The organism is Streptomyces lunalinharesii (assembly GCF_039532155.1).
GTDB lineage: Bacteria > Actinomycetota > Actinomycetes > Streptomycetales > Streptomycetaceae > Streptomyces > Streptomyces lunalinharesii.
In genome coordinates this window covers 55,488-71,161 of record NZ_BAAARK010000014.1, presented here as the reverse complement: position 1 = coordinate 71,161, position 15,674 = coordinate 55,488, and the positions used below count along the sequence as shown (strand labels likewise).

General features: G+C 74.1%; 10 protein-coding genes. 6 read left to right on the top strand and 4 right to left on the bottom strand.

The window, feature by feature from the left end:
* Nucleotides 1-743 precede the first annotated feature (743 nt).
* Together ABD385_RS21710 and ABD385_RS21705 are read left to right on the top strand one after the other, a co-directional pair.
* Nucleotides 744-3,116: a glycosyltransferase gene (locus ABD385_RS21710; RefSeq protein WP_344578664.1), complete on the top strand. Its 2,373-nt coding sequence runs from the start codon at nucleotides 744-746 to the stop codon at nucleotides 3,114-3,116.
* The gene (locus tag ABD385_RS21705; protein WP_344578662.1) at nucleotides 3,113-4,333 is read left to right on the top strand and encodes an acyltransferase family protein; all 1,221 of its coding nucleotides are present in this window, start codon (nucleotides 3,113-3,115) and stop codon (nucleotides 4,331-4,333) included. Before ABD385_RS21710 ends, ABD385_RS21705 begins: the two co-directional genes overlap by 4 nt.
* Nucleotides 4,334-4,426: 93 nt before the next feature.
* On the opposite strand, the gene ABD385_RS21700 is transcribed toward ABD385_RS21705, so the two are convergent.
* Complete coding sequence (locus ABD385_RS21700; RefSeq protein WP_344578661.1) at nucleotides 4,427-5,224, bottom strand: TetR/AcrR family transcriptional regulator; 798 nt, start codon at nucleotides 5,222-5,224, stop codon at nucleotides 4,427-4,429.
* A 202-nt stretch (nucleotides 5,225-5,426) separates the two neighbouring features.
* Between ABD385_RS21700 and ABD385_RS21695 the strand changes: the two genes are divergently transcribed.
* Nucleotides 5,427-5,648, top strand: coding sequence for a hypothetical protein (locus ABD385_RS21695; RefSeq protein WP_344578659.1), 222 nt, complete (start codon nucleotides 5,427-5,429; stop codon nucleotides 5,646-5,648).
* A gap of 37 nt (nucleotides 5,649-5,685) precedes the next feature.
* On the opposite strand, the gene ABD385_RS21690 is transcribed toward ABD385_RS21695, so the two are convergent.
* Nucleotides 5,686-7,656, bottom strand: coding sequence for an APC family permease (locus ABD385_RS21690; protein WP_344578657.1), 1,971 nt, complete (start codon nucleotides 7,654-7,656; stop codon nucleotides 5,686-5,688).
* Between the two features lie 520 nt (nucleotides 7,657-8,176).
* Here ABD385_RS21690 and ABD385_RS21685 point away from each other — a divergent pair.
* On the top strand, nucleotides 8,177-8,662 hold the full coding sequence (locus ABD385_RS21685) for a hypothetical protein (RefSeq protein WP_344578655.1): 486 nt from the start codon (nucleotides 8,177-8,179) through the stop codon (nucleotides 8,660-8,662).
* A gap of 68 nt (nucleotides 8,663-8,730) precedes the next feature.
* Here ABD385_RS21685 and ABD385_RS21680 read toward each other — a convergent pair whose 3' ends face one another.
* Together ABD385_RS21680 and ABD385_RS21675 are read right to left on the bottom strand one after the other, a co-directional pair.
* On the bottom strand, nucleotides 8,731-9,210 hold the full coding sequence (locus tag ABD385_RS21680) for a hypothetical protein (RefSeq protein ID WP_344578653.1): 480 nt from the start codon (nucleotides 9,208-9,210) through the stop codon (nucleotides 8,731-8,733).
* Between the two features lie 269 nt (nucleotides 9,211-9,479).
* Complete coding sequence (locus tag ABD385_RS21675; RefSeq protein WP_344578651.1) at nucleotides 9,480-12,323, bottom strand: SpoIIE family protein phosphatase; 2,844 nt, start codon at nucleotides 12,321-12,323, stop codon at nucleotides 9,480-9,482.
* A 444-nt stretch (nucleotides 12,324-12,767) separates the two neighbouring features.
* On the opposite strand from ABD385_RS21675, the gene ABD385_RS21670 reads away from it, so the two are divergent.
* On the top strand, nucleotides 12,768-14,150 hold the full coding sequence (locus ABD385_RS21670) for a family 2B encapsulin nanocompartment shell protein (RefSeq protein WP_344578648.1): 1,383 nt from the start codon (nucleotides 12,768-12,770) through the stop codon (nucleotides 14,148-14,150).
* Nucleotides 14,137-15,501, top strand: a complete 1,365-nt coding sequence (locus ABD385_RS21665) for a SufS family cysteine desulfurase (protein ID WP_344578645.1) — start codon at nucleotides 14,137-14,139, stop codon at nucleotides 15,499-15,501. Before ABD385_RS21670 ends, ABD385_RS21665 begins: the two co-directional genes overlap by 14 nt.
* Nucleotides 15,502-15,674 lie beyond the last annotated feature (173 nt).

Genomic DNA, 15,674 nt, shown 5'->3' with positions numbered 1-15,674 from the left:
GCTGGGGGGAGGGGAGGAAAGGAGCAGACATGGAGGAACGTCCAGGGGCGGGAAGATTAACAGATCGGCCAGAGGTACGAACCTCCAGTTCAGAACTGACGTACCGGGTATAGCCGGTGGACCGGTATCTACCGGGCGGTAGCGGGTGTGGGGACCGCCACGACGACCGGACGTAATGCAGGTGTTACGTGGATGAAGGTGTGGTGTCACAGTGATCGCCGAGGCTGGCGAGTGCCGATGGGCCTTGCCCGGCAGAGCCGCTCGGTGTACACCTGACATCCGGTCCTCCCCCCACGATCCGATCAGGATGGGACCCTTCCTATGCGATACACGCTCGACCGCCCCCGTGCGGTTCGGTGCTTGCAGCAGTTCGTCGTGCCGGCCGTGACCGTCGAGGTCGCGCGCCACCGCGCCGCCGTCCGTTCCGTCGAGAGAAGACGCACCCCGGCGCGCCCGCACTTCTCGCTGTCATGCCTCTGACAATCAGCGCGCGCGTCCGCGGCGCCCACCAGGTGACCGCCGTCTGACGCCTCCCTGAACGTCACCGTCCACGCATCGCGCGCACCACGGAGCCGCCGGCACCCCACGAGCCGGCGCGCCGGCATCCCCACACGCCGCCGCAGCAGGGCGGTTGCTCCGCCCTGCCCGCGCGCGGCCACCGGCCCTGAGGACCGTCGACCACCGGTCCCCGCGGCGCCGCCGCCGGCCTCCGCGTGCCCCGTAGCCAGAAAGGACAACCGCAGGTGCTCACTTCGCACCACGCACCCTCCCAGGGCTCACCCACGGCCCTGCTCGGCGGAACGGACCCGTCCACCCCCGGCACCCACCCCGCCGGCCACGTCCTCGTCGTCGGTACCCCCGGCCCACGCCTGGAACGCCTCACCCACACCCTGCGCACCACCGGCCACGACGTCAGCCACGCCCCGCCCGGCGAGGCCGGCCCCCGAGTCCGCCAAGCACCCCCGGACGCCGTCGTCGCTCTCGACGAACCCGGCACCCGCGACGCCGGAGCCGCCCTCATCCGCGAGGTCCGCACCGTCCCCGCCGGCCGGGCCCTGCCGCTCCTGGTGGTCACCGACACCTCCGGCCCCGCCGGCGTCGCCCGGTTACTGCGCCAGGGCGCCGACGACTGCATACCCGAGGCCTCCGATCCGGACGAACTCTCCGCCCGCATCGAGGCCAAGCTCCGCCGCGTGCCGGTCCCCGTCGAGCACCTGCTGCGCGACCCGCGCACCGGCCTCTACTCCCGCCCGCACTTCCTCGACGAGGCGGAACGCGAACTCAAGCGCCCCGACGCCGCCCGGCACGGCGGCGTCCTCGCCGTCATCGGCGTCGCCGAACTCGGCGCCCTGGAGGAGCGGCTCGGACCCCGGGTCCGCCGCGAGGTCGCCGAGCGGCTGGCCGGCGTCGCCGAACAGCTCGGCGGCGTCTGCGACCGGCTCGGCCGCGACGACGACGGCCACCTGCTGATGCTGCTCCCCGGCATCGACGAGGAGACCGCGCTGCGCGGCCTGGCGGACTTCGCGACGGCCGCCGCCGGCACCCGCTTCGTCGTCGCCGACGAGAACGTCCGCCTCACCCCGGCCGTCGGCTGGCTCCCGCTCACCGGGTGCACCGACGCCGCCGAAGCCGTCGACCAGGCCCGCGATGCGGCCCGTGAGGCGCTGCGCCACCGCGACCTGCGCCCCGTCCGCTACGCCTCCTGGATGCGCGAGGCCCCGCACCGCCACCGGCGTCCCCCCGTGCGGGCCCTGATCCGCCCGGCGCTCCTGGCCCTCTCCCCGGTGCTGGCCCTGCTCCTGGGCGTCGGTGTGCCGTTCGCCCTCTACCGGCAGGCGTACCTGGCCGGTTGGGACCTCGGCTCCGGCATGTACTGGGCGGTGGTCGCCGGACTGGTGCTCTCCGCGCTGCTGATCGTCCTGGAGTGCCTCTACGCGCTGGACGCACCGGCCCGGCCGGCCGGCCCCGGCGCCCCCTATCCGCCGGCCAGCGCCGTGATCGCCGCGTACCTCCCCAACGAGGCCGCCACCATCGTCGACACCGTCGAGTCGTTCCTGCGCCAGGACTACCCCGGCGAGTTGGAGATCGTCCTCGCCTACAACACCCCGCACCCGCTGCCCGTCGAGGACACCCTCCGCGAGATCGCCGCCCGCGACTCCCGGCTGGTCCTGCTGCCGGTCGCCGGCTCCACCTCCAAGGCGCAGAACGTCAACGCGGCCGTCACCCGGGTCCGCGGCGAGTTCGTCGGCATCTTCGACGCCGACCACCACCCCGCGCAGCACGCCTTCCGCGACGCCTGGCACTGGCTCTCCCACGGCTACGACGTCGTCCAGGGCCACTGCGTGGTCCGCAACGGCGACAGCTCCCGGGTCGCCCGGCTCGTCGCCGTCGAGTTCGAGGCGATCTACGCGGTCAGCCATCCCGGTCGCACCCGGCTGCACGGCTTCGGCGTCTTCGGCGGCTCCAACGGCTTCTGGCGCACCGACCTGCTCGCCCGCACCCGGATGCACGGCTCCATGCTCACCGAGGACATCGACTCCACGATGCGCTCCCTGACCAGGGGCGCCCGGATCGCCGTCGACCGCACCCTGATCTCCCGGGAGCTGGCGCCCACCACCCTGGCCGCCCTGTGGAACCAGCGCTCCCGCTGGTCCCAGGGCTGGCTCCAGGTCTCCCTCAAGCACCTCTGGCGCGGCCTGCGTTCCCCAGCTCTGACGGTACGTCAGAAATTCGGTCTGCTGGTCCTGTTGGGCTGGCGCGAGATCCAGCCGTGGCTCACCCTCCAGATCCTCCCGATCCTGCTCTACGCCATGTGGAAGGCCGGCGGCCCCGCGCACCTGGACTGGGCGGTGCCGGTCTGCGTGCTCGCCCTGCTGCTCACCCTCGCCGCCGGCCCCGTGCAGGCCCTCTTCGCCTGGCGGCTGGCCGTTCCCGAACTCCGCGCCCGCCGCGGCTGGTTCTGGTCCTACCTCCTGGTGTCGACCGTCTTCTACAGCCACTTCAAGAACATGGTCGCCCGCCAGGCCCACCTCAAGGAGGCGCTCGGCGACCGGCAGTGGCGGGTCACCCCGCGCGCCCAGGCGACCACCGCGGCCCGGGCGGTGGCCCGCCGATGACCACCGCCACCGCGCCGCCCGCCCCGCCGCGCACCCCCGGGAGCACCCCGCGCCGCCGCCCCGCCGGCGACATCGACGGCTTCCGCGGACTGGCCGCGCTCAGCACCGTCGCCTTCCACGTCTGGCAGCAGTACACCGCCTACGACGCCCGCGGCAGCCACTCCCCGGTCGCCAACCCCGCGCTCGACGCCGTCCTGTCGCTGGAGGTCATCGACCTCTTCTTCGTCCTGTCGGCGTTCCTGCTCACCCACTCCTACGCCCGCGCGGCGCTCGACGGCGGCTCCACCCGCCCCGCCCGCGCCTTCCTCTTCCGGCGCGCCATCCGCATCCTGCCGCTGTACGTGCTGGCCGTCCTGGTGGTCTGGGCCACCCGCAACCCCACCCTCCCCGGCGACTGGCAGGACCTGCTGGAGCACCTCACCTTCACGCACGTCTTCGACCAGGACCGGATCTTCTACACCCTCGGCCCCACCTGGTCGCTCTCCCTGGAGGTGCTCTTCTACTTCGTCCTGGTCGGCCTCGGCCCGCTCGCCGTCCGGGCCTGCCGGCGACTGCGCCACCGGGCCGCCCGGATCGCGCTCTGCGCGGGCGGCTGCCTGGCCCTCTACGCCGCGCCGCTGGTCTGGATCACCGTCGCGCACTACGTCCTCGGCATCCCGCACACCGACTGGGTCGCCTACTTCGGCCCGCAGGCCCGCTTCGGCGGATTCGCGGCCGGCATGGGCCTGGCGGTGGTGCTGGCCGCGCTCGGCGACCGGGCCCGCCTGGCCCCACCCGCCGCACTGCTCCTCACCGGCCTGGCGCTGGCCGGACTCTTCTGCCTCTCGCTCCAGTCGGACGCGGAGGGCTTCACCTTCACCTACTACCACCCGATCGCCGCCGCCCTGTGGGCGCTGCTGCTCTTCGGCACCCTGCACATCCGCCGACGCACCTTCTGGAACCGGTTCCTGACGGCCCGTTGGCTCACGCCGGTGGGGCTGATCAGCTACAGCCTGTTCATCTGGCACGAACCGGTGATGCTCCTGCTCCACAACGCCGGGCTGCTGCCCACCGGCCCGTCCGGCTTCCCCTGGGCCCTGCTGATCGTCTTCCTCGCCGCCCTGCCGGCGGCCGCCGCCAGCTACTGGCTGATCGAGTACCCGGCGAGTTTGCTCGGCCGCCTCAAGGACGGGCACGGCCGCCCCCGGGACTTCTACCCGGAACCCGCCCTCCGCTGACCGCGCCAGGCAGCAGAACCGGGCCCGTAGGTGGGGCCGTCGCCTCGCGCGGCGGCCCCACCGCCGTTCCCGGGCCCGCCCCGCCGTCGCCCGTCAGCCCCGCCCGTCGGCATGTTCGGGCCGGTCCGCGAAGAGCGTGCCCAGGCGGTACTCCAGCGCCCGCCGCGCCTGCGCCAACGTCCGCTGGCCGTGCAGCACGTCGCCGCCCAGTCCCACCGCGGCCGCCACCAGCAGGTCGGCCTCCAGGCGGACGTCGAGCCCGGGCGCGGTGCGTCCGGCGTCCCGGGCCGTGGTGAGGATGCCCGCGACCAGCTCCTCCAACGGGTGGTCCCCGGGCAGGAACACCCGAGCCAGCGCCGGATCGGTCAGGCTGCGCGCGTAGTACGCCGCGAACACCCGCAGGGCCGCGGCCCGTTGGGCGTCCAACGGCAGGAACTCGTCCAGCACGGACCGCAGCAGCCCCCGCGGATCGGCCGGGTCGAACCGGATCCGGGTGCGCGCGATCCGCTCGTTCTCCTCGTGCAGCCGCCGCAGCGCGTCCACCAACAGCCGGTGCTTGTCCGCGAAGTGGTACTGCACCGCCCGCACCGAGACCCCGGCCCGGGCCGCGACCTCGCGCATGCTCGCCGCGTGCAACCCGTGCTCCGCCGCGATCCACCACACCGCCTCGATGATCCGCCGCCGCTTGTCCGCCGCCGCGCCGCCGGCCGCGGCCGCCGTCCGCTCCGGGCCGCCGGCGGGCGTCGGCACCGGCGGGTGCCGGCGCCGCCGGTACGCCCGGGCCTGGCAGCTGCGCGAGCAGTAGACCGCGGGCCGGCCCCGCCCGGACGGTGCCAGCGCCGCCCCGCACACCCGGCACGACGGCCCCGTTTCCGCACGCCCCGACCCCATCCGGCACCTCGCAAATACTGTGACGAAAAGCGAATTCAAGCACGCTCAGGCCTCTTTCGAGGTCCTGGGCGCTGATACGTTCGTAACGTCGCAGGGTGACGTTATCCGACGGGCCGGCCGGCGCCGCTGACGCCCCCGCCCGGCCCTTGCCGCCCTCCGACCTCCTGCCCTTCTCTCCTTCCGACCCGTTTCGAGGTGTGCGATGAAGTACGACGTCCTCCAGGTCACCGGCATGGTGCTGGTGGGGATCGCCGGCCAGGGCGCCATCCGGCTGCTCGTCGACCACGGCAACACCGGCCTGCTGGGGTGGCTCGGCGGCGGCTTCCCGGTCCTGCTCACCGGCTACCTCGCCGCCGTCGCCGCCGGAGTGCTGCTCGCCGGCTGGTCGCACACCCGGGCCAAAGCGCTCGGCCGCCGGAAGTGATCCGGCGGCCGAGGGCGGGGCGGGGTGGCGGGCGGCGTCAGCCCACGTGGACCCGCGGTCGGCGCCGCAGGTCCGGCTCCGCACGGCGCAGCACCTCGCGGGTGACCGGCGCCACCTCGCCGTCACCGAACACCAGGAACCGCAGCAGGTGGCTCAGCGGATGGCCCTCGGTCCAGTTGAAGTAGATGTGCGGCACCTGCCCGGTCCGCTCCCGCAGCCGCATCAACACCGCCGCGATGGTGTTCGGCACGCCCGCCCCGTGCACCCGCAGGATCCGCGTGCCGTACGCCTCCACGCCGTGCACGTGCAGCTCCGCGGTGAAGTCCGACGAGTCCTCGACCAGCACCTCCAGGAACAACACCGGTCCCCGGTCGGGGATGTGGGTCTCCTCGCGCTGGCTGTACTCCTTCTCCCGGTAGTCGGCCGCGTTCCGCTCGTCGGGCTCGTTGGCGATCACCCGCAGCGGCCCGGCGGCCAGCGCCTCCTCGATCAACCGCTCCGCGGTGTCGTCGAACACCACGTCCGCGGCGCGCAGTTCGAAGGCGCGGTGCACCCGCGAGGCGAACGACGTCAGCAGGATGCCGAGGATGAACAGCAGCGCGATCTTCAGGCCGTCCGGCCGCTCGATGACGTTGGTGACGAGCGTGTAGCCGAAGACCAGGGTGATCGCGCCGAACCCGATCGCGGCGCCCCGGTGCCCGCGGTGTCGGGCGGCGACGGTCGAGGCGAACGAGGCGGAGAGCATCAGCACCAGCACGCCGGTCGCGTAGGCGCCGCTCTGCTCGTCGACGCTGGCGTCGAAGACGCACGTGATCCCGAACGCGATGGCCAGGAAGATCAGCACCAGCGGGCGCACCGCCCGGGTCCACTCCGGGGCCATGCCGTAGCGCGGCAGGTAGCGCGGCACGAGGTTGAGCAGCCCCGCCATCGCCGACGCGCCGGCGAACCACAGGATCGCGATGGTCGAGACGTCGTAGACGGTGCCGAACGCCTCACCGAGGTGCTGGTGCGCCAGGTACGCCAGCGCCCGCCCGTTGGCCGCACCGCCGGGCGCGAACTCCTTCTGCGGGATCAGGATGGTGGTGGCCAGGCTCGACAGCAGCAGGAAGCCGCTCATGATGAGCGCCGCGGTGGTCAGCAGCCGGCGGGTGTCCCGGATCCGGCCGGCCGGCTTGGCCGGGTCGTCGGTGGCGTCGCCGCGCACCTGCGGCATCACGGCCACGCCGGTCTCGAAACCCGACATGCCGAGCGCCAGCTTCGGGAAGACCAGCAGGGCGACCCCGACGATCGCCAGCGGTGAGGAGTGCTGCGCGGTCATCGCGTCCCACCAGTTGCCGATCGCCACCGGGTGGGACAGCACCTGCCAGGCCGAGGTGGCCAGCACGACGACGTTGAGGACCAGGTAGACGCCGACCAGCACCACGGCTATCCCGATCGCCTCCCGGAAGCCCTTGAGGAAGACCGCCCCCAGGGCGGCGAGCAGCAGCAGCGTGATCCAGAGGTTCGCGCCGTGCAGCGCGGCCGGGGCGAAGGGATTCTCCACGACGTGCGCCGAGGCGTCCGCCGCCGACAGCGTCATCGTGATGACGAAGTCCGTGGCCGCGAACCCCAACAGCACCAGCACCAGCACCTTCCCGGCCCACCAGGGCAGCAGCCGTTCCAGCATGGCGATCGAACCCTCGCCCTGCGGGCTCTCCTTGGCCACCCGCCGGTAGACCGGCAGCGCGCCCAGCAGGGTCAGCGCGATCAGCACCAGGGTGGCGAACGGCGACAGCAGCCCGGCCGCCAGCGCGGCGATGCCCGGCTGGTAGCCCAGCGTCGAGAAGTAGTCGACACCCGTCAGGCACATCACCCGCCACCAGGAGTGGCCCTTGTGCTCGGCGGGTGGCGTGCCGTGCGGCCCGGGGTGGCGGGCGCTCTGCTCGCTGAGTCCGTCCAGCAGCCAGGACCGCCACCGGGGTGGGCTGGCGGCGGGCGGCGGAGTGGGGTCCACCTGGGTACTGGTCATGCGGCCACGTCCTGCCGATCGTCATTCGTCCGCCGGCCGCCGTAACGGGGCGGTCGACGGGGTGATGGGGTGGATGGGATTGCGGGGGGAGAGGGGAGAGAAGGGGCGGGTCGAGGCGGAGTGCCGGGCGAGGGTGGTGACCCGTGGAGGGGCAGGCCGGCGCACCGGACCATCTGCCGCGTTAAGGGGTGATTCCGCCCAACTTGCCGTCTTTCACCGTTCGTCGCCTGCGCCCCACGGGGCGGTGCCCGGAACCGCCGGGCAACGAGGAGCGAGTATGCAACACGCTCCCGCGCCCGAGCGCCCCAGGGGCGCGTCCGGGACCATCCGGCGTCCCTCCCCCCGGCGTCAGGGACGCGTCAGAAAATCCGCACCCGCCGTACGCACGGCGTTAAGTTCCCCGCCGATCCGTGCTCCCGCGCCGGGGTCCGCGCACGCTGACACGAGGCCCCGGCCACGTGCCCCGCTGCCCGTCCCGCCCCTGCCCCCTTCCCCGGGGCAGGCCCCAGGAGGTGTTCCCATGGCCGCCCTCCACCACCCGCTCCCCGCGCACCCGCCGCCCGCCCCGCGCACCCGGCGCCCGGCGGCCGAGGTGCGGTCGGCACCCGTCACGCGGGCCGGCGGGTCGGTGCCGACGGCCGACGCGCTCGGCCGCGATCTGGCGTTGCCGGTGGGCACGGCGCTCACCGCGCTCGTGGTGACCGCCCTGCTGGTGACCGGCCAGGCCGGTCACCGCTGGCTCTCGCTCGCCGCGTTCGCGCTGCTGACCGTCGGCATCGCCGCCGCGGCCCGGCCCCGCCTGGTGCCCGCCGTGGTCCTGGTCTCGTGGCTGTTCTTCGACGGGTTCGTGGTGCACCAGCACGCCGAACTGGGCTGGCAGCAGGCCGACCGGACCAGCCTGTGGGTCCTCGCGGCGGCCGGGCTGGCCGGCGGGGTGTGCGCGGCGGTCGGGCGCGGCCGCCGGGCGGCGCGGGCGGCCCGCGGTGGTGGCGCCGGCATCGAGTGACGTCCCGTCGCCCGGCGGCGGACCGCGGGGCGACACGGCCGGGCGACGTGCGGCGGGTGCGGAACGGCTCAGTGCCCCCGGTGGCAGCGGTGCCCGCGGTGACAGGGGTGGCCGCCGTGGCCGCGGTGGGCCCGTGTGCCGCAGGGGGCGCACAGGAACCCGAGGCCGATGCCCAGCAGCCAGGTGTCCTTGGCCAGCGGCAGGCCGCCCTGGGTGGGGCGGAGGCTGCCGGGCCGGCGCAGGCCGGGCAGCCGCAGGTAGAGACCGACCAGCCCGCCGGCGAAACCGGTCAGCGCGACGCCCGCCAGCCGGGTCGGGACGAACGGGGCGAGCAGTGCCCCGCCGACCGCGATCTCCGAGGCCGCCAGCAGCCGGGTGAACCGCTCCGGCGGCAGCTTCGCCAGGAACGGGTACGCGGCGGACGCCATGCCGTGCACCGCTTCGGCGCCCTCCCGGTCGGACTTCCACATCGTGAGCCCGGCGTTCAGGATGAAGGCGCCGCTGGCCAGGCGGGGGGCGACGTCGCGGGGTTCGGGCAGCTGCATCATGGGGGCCTCCAGAGGGCAGACGCGGCCGGAGTGGCAGAGCCGTTCCGAGCCGTCGGATCCGGGCCGGAGCAAGCGGGGGAGCGGGAGCCGCCGGTCGGCGGCGGTCCGGTCGGTGGGGCCTCGGCGGGCCGCGGGCGCGTGCGCGCGTACGGGGTGGGCCCTCGGGCGGTCGTGCCGACGACCCGTGCGACGGCCCTCCGAACGAGGTTAGCGAGGGGCGGCGGGGGCTGCATCCGGTGCGCGGGCGGCCCGTGGGGGCACCGCGCGGCTCACAGGGCCGACTCGTCCCACTGGTCGAGGAGGCTGTCGATGCCGCCGTCCTCGGGGCCGTTCGACGGCCGCATCCCGTCGAGGACCTGCTCGGTCCAGATGACCTTGCCGCTGGGCGTGTAGCGCGTCCCCCAGCGCTGCGCGAACTGGGCGACGAGGAACAGTCCGCGCCCGCCCTCGTCGGTGGTGGTGGCCCGCCGCAGGTGCGGGGAGGCGCTGGTGCCGTCGGAGACCTCGCAGATCAGGGCGCGGTCGTACAGCAGGCGGACCCGGATGGGCTGGGCGCCGTAGCGGATCGCGTTGGTGATCAGTTCGCTGAGGATCAGCTCCGTGGTGAAGCCGATCTCGTCCAGTCCCCAGGACTCCAGGGTGCGCATGCAGGCGGCGCGGACCGGGCCGACGGCGGCCGGGTCGGAGGGGACCTCCCATTCGGCGATCCGGTCCGCGGAGAGCAGTCGGGTGCGGGCCACGAGCAGCGCGATGTCGTCGCTGGGGTGCGCCGGCAGCATGGCGTCCAGGACGGCCGTGCAGGTCTGCTCGGGCGAGCCGTCCGGGGTGCCGGCGAGGGTGGTGCGCAGCAGTTCCAGGCCGGTGTCGATGTCGCGTTCGCGGTCCTCGATGAGCCCGTCGGTGTAGAGGACGAGCCGGGACCCCTCGGGCAGGGTCACCTCGACGGTCTCCACCGGCATCCCGCCGCCCAGGCCCAGCGGCGGGGCGACCGGCACGTCGGGGAAGGAGACCGTTCCGTCGGGGCGGACCAGGGCCGGTCCTGGATGGCCCGCGCGGGCCAGCGTGACGCGGCCGGCGACCGGGTCGTAGATGGCGTAGAGGCAGGTGGCGCCGGTGATGCCGGCGGTGCCGTCGCCGACCAGGGACTCGTCCGCCAGCGGCGGGGCGTCCGGATCCCGCGGTCCGCCGGCGCCCGGGGCGGACGTTCCGGCAGCCGCGGCGTCCGACGGGCGCGGACGGTCCCCCGGCACCGCAGGCTCCCCGTCGGGGCCCATGCCGTCGGTGCGGGCCTCGTCGGTGTCGATGTGGCTGACGAGTTCGTCCAGGTGCCCCAGGAGTTCGTCGGGCGGCAGGTCCAGGGCGGAGAAGTTGAGGACCGCGGTGCGCAGCCGGCCCATGGTGGCGGCGGCGTGCAGGCCGTGGCCGACGACGTCGCCGACGACCAGGGCGACCCGGGCGCCGGGCAGCGGGATGAGGTCGAACCAGTCGCCGCCGACCCCGGCCTGCGCGGGCAGGTAGCGGTGGGCGACCTCCAGCGCCGACTGCCGGGGCAGCGCCCGCGGCAGGAGGCTGCGTTGGAGGGTGATGGTGGTGGCGTGCTCGCGGGTGTAGCGGCGGGCGTTGTCGATGGAGATCGCGGCGCGGGCGGCCAGCTCCTCGGCGAACGACAGGTCCTCCGCGCCGAACACCTCGGAGTTCCCGGCCCGCCAGAAGTTGGCCAGGCCCAGCACCACGCCCCGGGCCCGCAACGGCACCGCGATCAGCGAACGGATGCCGTTGTCCAGGATCCGCTGGGTGTCGACCGGGTCCTGGTCCCGCCACGCCCGCTCGGCGCGCAGGTCGGGGACGAGGACCGGGCGGGCGTCGGCGAGGCCCGCGGTGATCGGGCTGCCGGGGACGAACCGGATGTGTTCGCCGACGCGGTAGGCGGCCGAGTCCTCCGGGACGCCGCGGACCGCCAGCCGGCGCATCGGGGCGTGTTCGCCGGTCGGTTCGTCGCCGCGCAGCACCGGCTCCAGCAGTTCGACGGAGACCACGTCGGCGAACCGGGGGACGGCGACCGCGGCGAGTTCCTCCGCCGTGCGGGTCACGTCCAGCGTGCTGCCGATCCGCATCCCGGCGTCGTAGAGCAGCTTCAGCCGTCGCTGGGCGACCTCGGCCTTGCCGGTCAGCGCTTGGAGTTCGGTGGTGTCCCGCAGGGTGACCGCGGTGCCCGCGGGGCCGCCGTAGGGGGCGGTGGGGCGGATGTTCACCGCCAGCAGCCGGTCGCCGGCGGGGTGCACCTCGTCGGTCGCCGCCCGGCCGGAGGCCAGCAGGTCGGCGGTGCCCGGCTCCAGGCCCAGTTCGGTGACCCGGCGGTGCTCGGCGTCGGCGGGCAGGTCGAGGAGCCGGCGGGCCTCGTCGTTGGCGAGCAGCAGCCGTCCGTCGCTGCCGATGATGAGCACCCCCTCGCGCACGGCGTGCAGCACGGCGTCGTGGTGGTCGTACATCCGGGTCATCTCGGCCGGGTCCAGGCCGTGGGTCTGCCGGCGCAGTCGGCGGCTCACCAGGGCCACCCCGCCGATCCCGATGACCAGTGCGCCGGCCGCGCTGCCGATCAGCAACGGGAGCCGCTGCAGCGCCCACTCGTTGGTCCGCTGCACCTTGATGCCGGCCGCGACGAGTCCGACGACCCGGCCGTCGGCGGCCTTGACCGGCACCGTGGTGTCCACGGCGCGGCCGAAGGCCGAGTGGGAGGTGGAGGTGACCTTCCGGCCGGCGAGCGCGGGTCCGTAGCCGCCGGGGACCTGCTTGCCGATCAGGTGCGGGTTGGGGTGGGTCCAGCGGATCCCGGACGGGCTGAACGCGACGAGGTAGTCGAGCCCGGCCTCCCTGCGGGCGTCCTCGGCGCGGGGCTGGAGCCGGGCGGTGGGGTCGGCGGACTGCATGGCGGCGGCCGTCCCGGGCGCGTGCGCGAAGGCCGTCGCGGCGACCGAGGAGCGCTGTTTGGCCTCCTCCAGGCTCGCCTGCTGGGCCTGGAGGGCGAGCGCCACCCCGGCTGCCACGACCAGCAGCACCACCAGGGCGAGCTGTAGCACGAGCACCTGGCCCGCGACGCTGTGCACGCTCAGCACCGAGCGAAGACGGCGTCCCCCCTCACGCCTGGAAGATCTCTTTCGCCCGAAATTTTCCATCACGCGCCATATTTAGCATTGTGTGCCCCCCGGTAGCGATCAGCTGCGCCGGCGTCATAAGTGTTCCTTTCGGAATAACAAAGCGGCTTTATGAGGGCAAATTTGGTCGGATGTGGAAGGCGACGGGGCGTTGCGCCGGGGTGTGCGGGCGCCCGCCGACGCCCCTTCGGGCAGCGATTCCACGGGGCGTAGCGACGGAGCGACACAAGGTAGTCGCACGGGTGTCCGGGAGTTGGCACAGCGGGCACCGACCGATTCCGGCCGGCGGCCCGCCAACGGGCCGTTGCGGCCCGCCGATTCCCGGCCCGACGATCCCGGGGTCCCGCACGCCGCCCGCCCCGTGCCGGCCGACCGGCGTGCCCTCGGTCCCGCAAGGAGGTCCCCGTGAACGACCGGATGACGCTCGCCCCGGACGCCGCACGCCAGCTCGCGACCACCACCAAGACCGCTCCCCAGATGCGCGGCATCACCCCGCGCTACCTGCTGCGCGCGCTGCCGTGGGTGGACGTCGAGTCCGGCGTCTTCCGCGTCAACCGCCGCCGCACCTACGTCCTCGGCGACGACCGCCTCGCCACCTACCAGGACGGCGACGCCCACCGCGTCATACCCGGCGACCTGCGCGAACTGCCGTACCTGCGGGACGCGGACGACGCGCTGCTGACCGAACTCGCCGGCGCCTTCGCGCAGGTGTCCTTCGACACCGGCCAGGTCCTCGCCGAGGGCGGCGCGGTCTCGGACCGGCTGCTCGTCATCGTCCAGGGCCGCGCCGAGAAGCGGGCCCGCGGCCGGTACGGGGAGGACGCGCTCCTCGAAGTCGTCGGCGACGGCCAGTTCTTCGACCTCGACTCCTGGACCCGCGCCGAACCGACGCCCTACCAGGTCACCGCCGTCACCCCCGGCACCGCGCTCTGTCTGGACCGCGCCGCCCTGGCCCGGGTCGTCGACCGCGACCCGTCGCTGCGCGCCGGCCTCGACGCCTACCTGGCGGCCGACGGGGTGCTGCCGGGCAGCGAGGTGCCCGTCGACCTCAGCTCCGGACACGTCGGCGAACCCGACCTGCCGGCGACCTTCGTCGACTACGAGGACGCGCCCCGCGAGTACCACATGAACCTCGCCCAGACCGTGCTGCGCGTCCATACCCGGGTCTCCGACCTCTACAACGGCCCCATCGACCAGACCCGCGCCCAGGCCAACCTCACCGCGCACGCGCTCCGCGAACGCCAGGAGGACGTGCTCCTCAACCACCCCGAGCACGGCCTCTTCCGCAACGTCGCCCCCGGCCAGCGCGTGCAGGCCAGGACCGGCGCCCCCACCCCCGACGACCTCGACGAACTGCTCACCCGGGTCTGGAAGCAGCCCTCCTACTTCCTCGCGCACCCCCGCACCATCGCCGCGTTCGGCCGGGAGTGCACCCGGCGGGGCGTGCCCCCGGTCATCGACACCGGCTTCGGCAGCCCGCTGCTGACCTGGCGCGGCGTGCCGCTGCTCCCCTCCGACAAGGTGCGGTTCACCGGCGGGGCGGACACCGGCACCACCGAGATCCTGCTGATGCGGATGGGCGAGGCCGAGCAGGGCGTGGTCGGACTGCGCCCGGCGAGTGTCGCCGACGAGATCGAACCGGGCCTGGCCATGCGGAACATGGGCGTCGACACGAAGGGCATCACCTCGTACCTGATGACCGCGTACTTCAACGCCGCGGTCCTCGTCGAGGACGCCCTCGCCGTCCTCCAGAACGTCGAGGTGTCCCGTTACCATGACTACTCCTGACGCCCCGGGATCCCTGCCGGCCGCGCCGGCCGCGCCGGGAATCCCCAGTGCCGCGGCCACGCCGCCGACGGCCGCACCCACCGCCACGGCCCCGTCCACACCCGACCCGACGGGCCGTCGGCTCACCCAACCGGCCGCCTTCACACCGGAGTTGGCGCGCCGCGACGTCCCGATCCTGCACCGGACCGTCAACGGCAAACCGCTGGTCTGGCTCGACAACGGGGCCACCACCCAGAAGCCCCGCCAGGTCATCGAGGCGGTCTCCGGCTTCTACGGCGCCGGCAACTCCAACATCCACCGCGGCGCGCACACCATGGCCCGCGAGGCCACCGAGGCGTACGAGGGGGGCCGGGCCGCGGTCGCCCGGTTCCTGGGCGCCGCGTCCCCGGACGAGATCGTCTTCACCCGCGGCACCACCGAGGCGATCAACCTCGTGGCCCAGAGCTGGGGTCGGGCCCACCTCGGCCCCGGCGACGACGTCCTCGTCCCGGAGTTGGAGCACCACTCCAACATCGTCCCCTGGCAGATGGTCGCCAAGGAGACCCGGGCCCGGGTGGTGCCCGTCCCGCTCCGGCCCGACGGGCAGATCGACCTCGACGCCTACGCCGACCGGCTCTCCATGCGGACCCGGCTGGTCGCGCTCAGCCAGGCGTCGAACGTCCTCGGCACCGTCCCGCCGGTCAAGGAGATGACCGCGCTGGCCCACCGCTACCGGGCCAAGGTGCTGGTCGACGGCGCCCAGGCGGTGGCCCACTTCCCGGTCGACGTGCGCGATCTCGACGCCGACTTCTACGTCTTCTCCGGCCACAAGCTGTTCGCCCCCACGGGCATCGGCGCCCTGTACGCCAAGCCGGAGGTCCTCGAAGCGATGGCCCCGTGGCAGGGCGGCGGCAACATGATCGAGTCCGTCTCCTTCGACCGCACCGTCTACGCACCCGTCCCGCACCGCCTGGAGGCCGGCACCGGGCACATCGCCGGCGTGGTCGGCCTGCTCGCCGCCATCAACTGGCTGAGCGGCTTCGACCGGGACGCCGTCGCCGCCTACGAGACCGACCTGCTCGCCTACGCCCAGCAGGCGTTGGCCACGGTCCCCGGACTGGACCTGATCGGCTCCGCCGCCGACCGGATCGCGGTGCTGACCTTCACCCTGGCCGGCCACGACCCGGCCCGGATCGCCGACTGGCTCGACCGGGACGGCATCGCCGTCCGCGCCGGCCACCACTGCGCCCAGCCGGCCCTCGCCCACTACGGACTGACGAGCGCCGCCCGCGCCTCGCTCGCCCTCTACAACACCCCCGAGGAGGTGGACCAGCTGGTCGCCTCGCTGCAACGGCTCCAACGCTCCGCCTGACGCCGCCGGCACGTCCGCTTCGGCCGACGTGCCGCCGCGCCCGTGGTGTGTAGGGTGAGTGGCGGCGAAGGGGAGTAGCCCCGCGAACCGGTCGTCGACACACTGGAGCCGCAGCCGGCTCCCGGTGGCCGGGCCCACGCAGTGACTGCGCGGGCGGGCGAGACCTTCGGCCC

What these genes read in the sequence shown, in the direction of transcription:
- ABD385_RS21685 (WP_344578655.1), top strand. Translation starts at nt 8,177, where the DNA reads ATGGCCGCCCTCCACCACCCGCTCCCCGCGCACCCGCCGCCCGCCCCG.
- ABD385_RS21665 (WP_344578645.1), top strand. Translation starts at nt 14,137, where the DNA reads ATGACTACTCCTGACGCCCCGGGATCCCTGCCGGCCGCGCCGGCCGCG.
- ABD385_RS21700 (WP_344578661.1), bottom strand. Translation starts at nt 5,224, where the DNA reads ATGGGGTCGGGGCGTGCGGAAACGGGGCCGTCGTGCCGGGTGTGCGGG.
- ABD385_RS21705 (WP_344578662.1), top strand. Translation starts at nt 3,113, where the DNA reads ATGACCACCGCCACCGCGCCGCCCGCCCCGCCGCGCACCCCCGGGAGC.
- ABD385_RS21680 (WP_344578653.1), bottom strand. Translation starts at nt 9,210, where the DNA reads ATGATGCAGCTGCCCGAACCCCGCGACGTCGCCCCCCGCCTGGCCAGC.
- ABD385_RS21690 (WP_344578657.1), bottom strand. Translation starts at nt 7,656, where the DNA reads ATGACCAGTACCCAGGTGGACCCCACTCCGCCGCCCGCCGCCAGCCCA.
- ABD385_RS21695 (WP_344578659.1), top strand. Translation starts at nt 5,427, where the DNA reads ATGAAGTACGACGTCCTCCAGGTCACCGGCATGGTGCTGGTGGGGATC.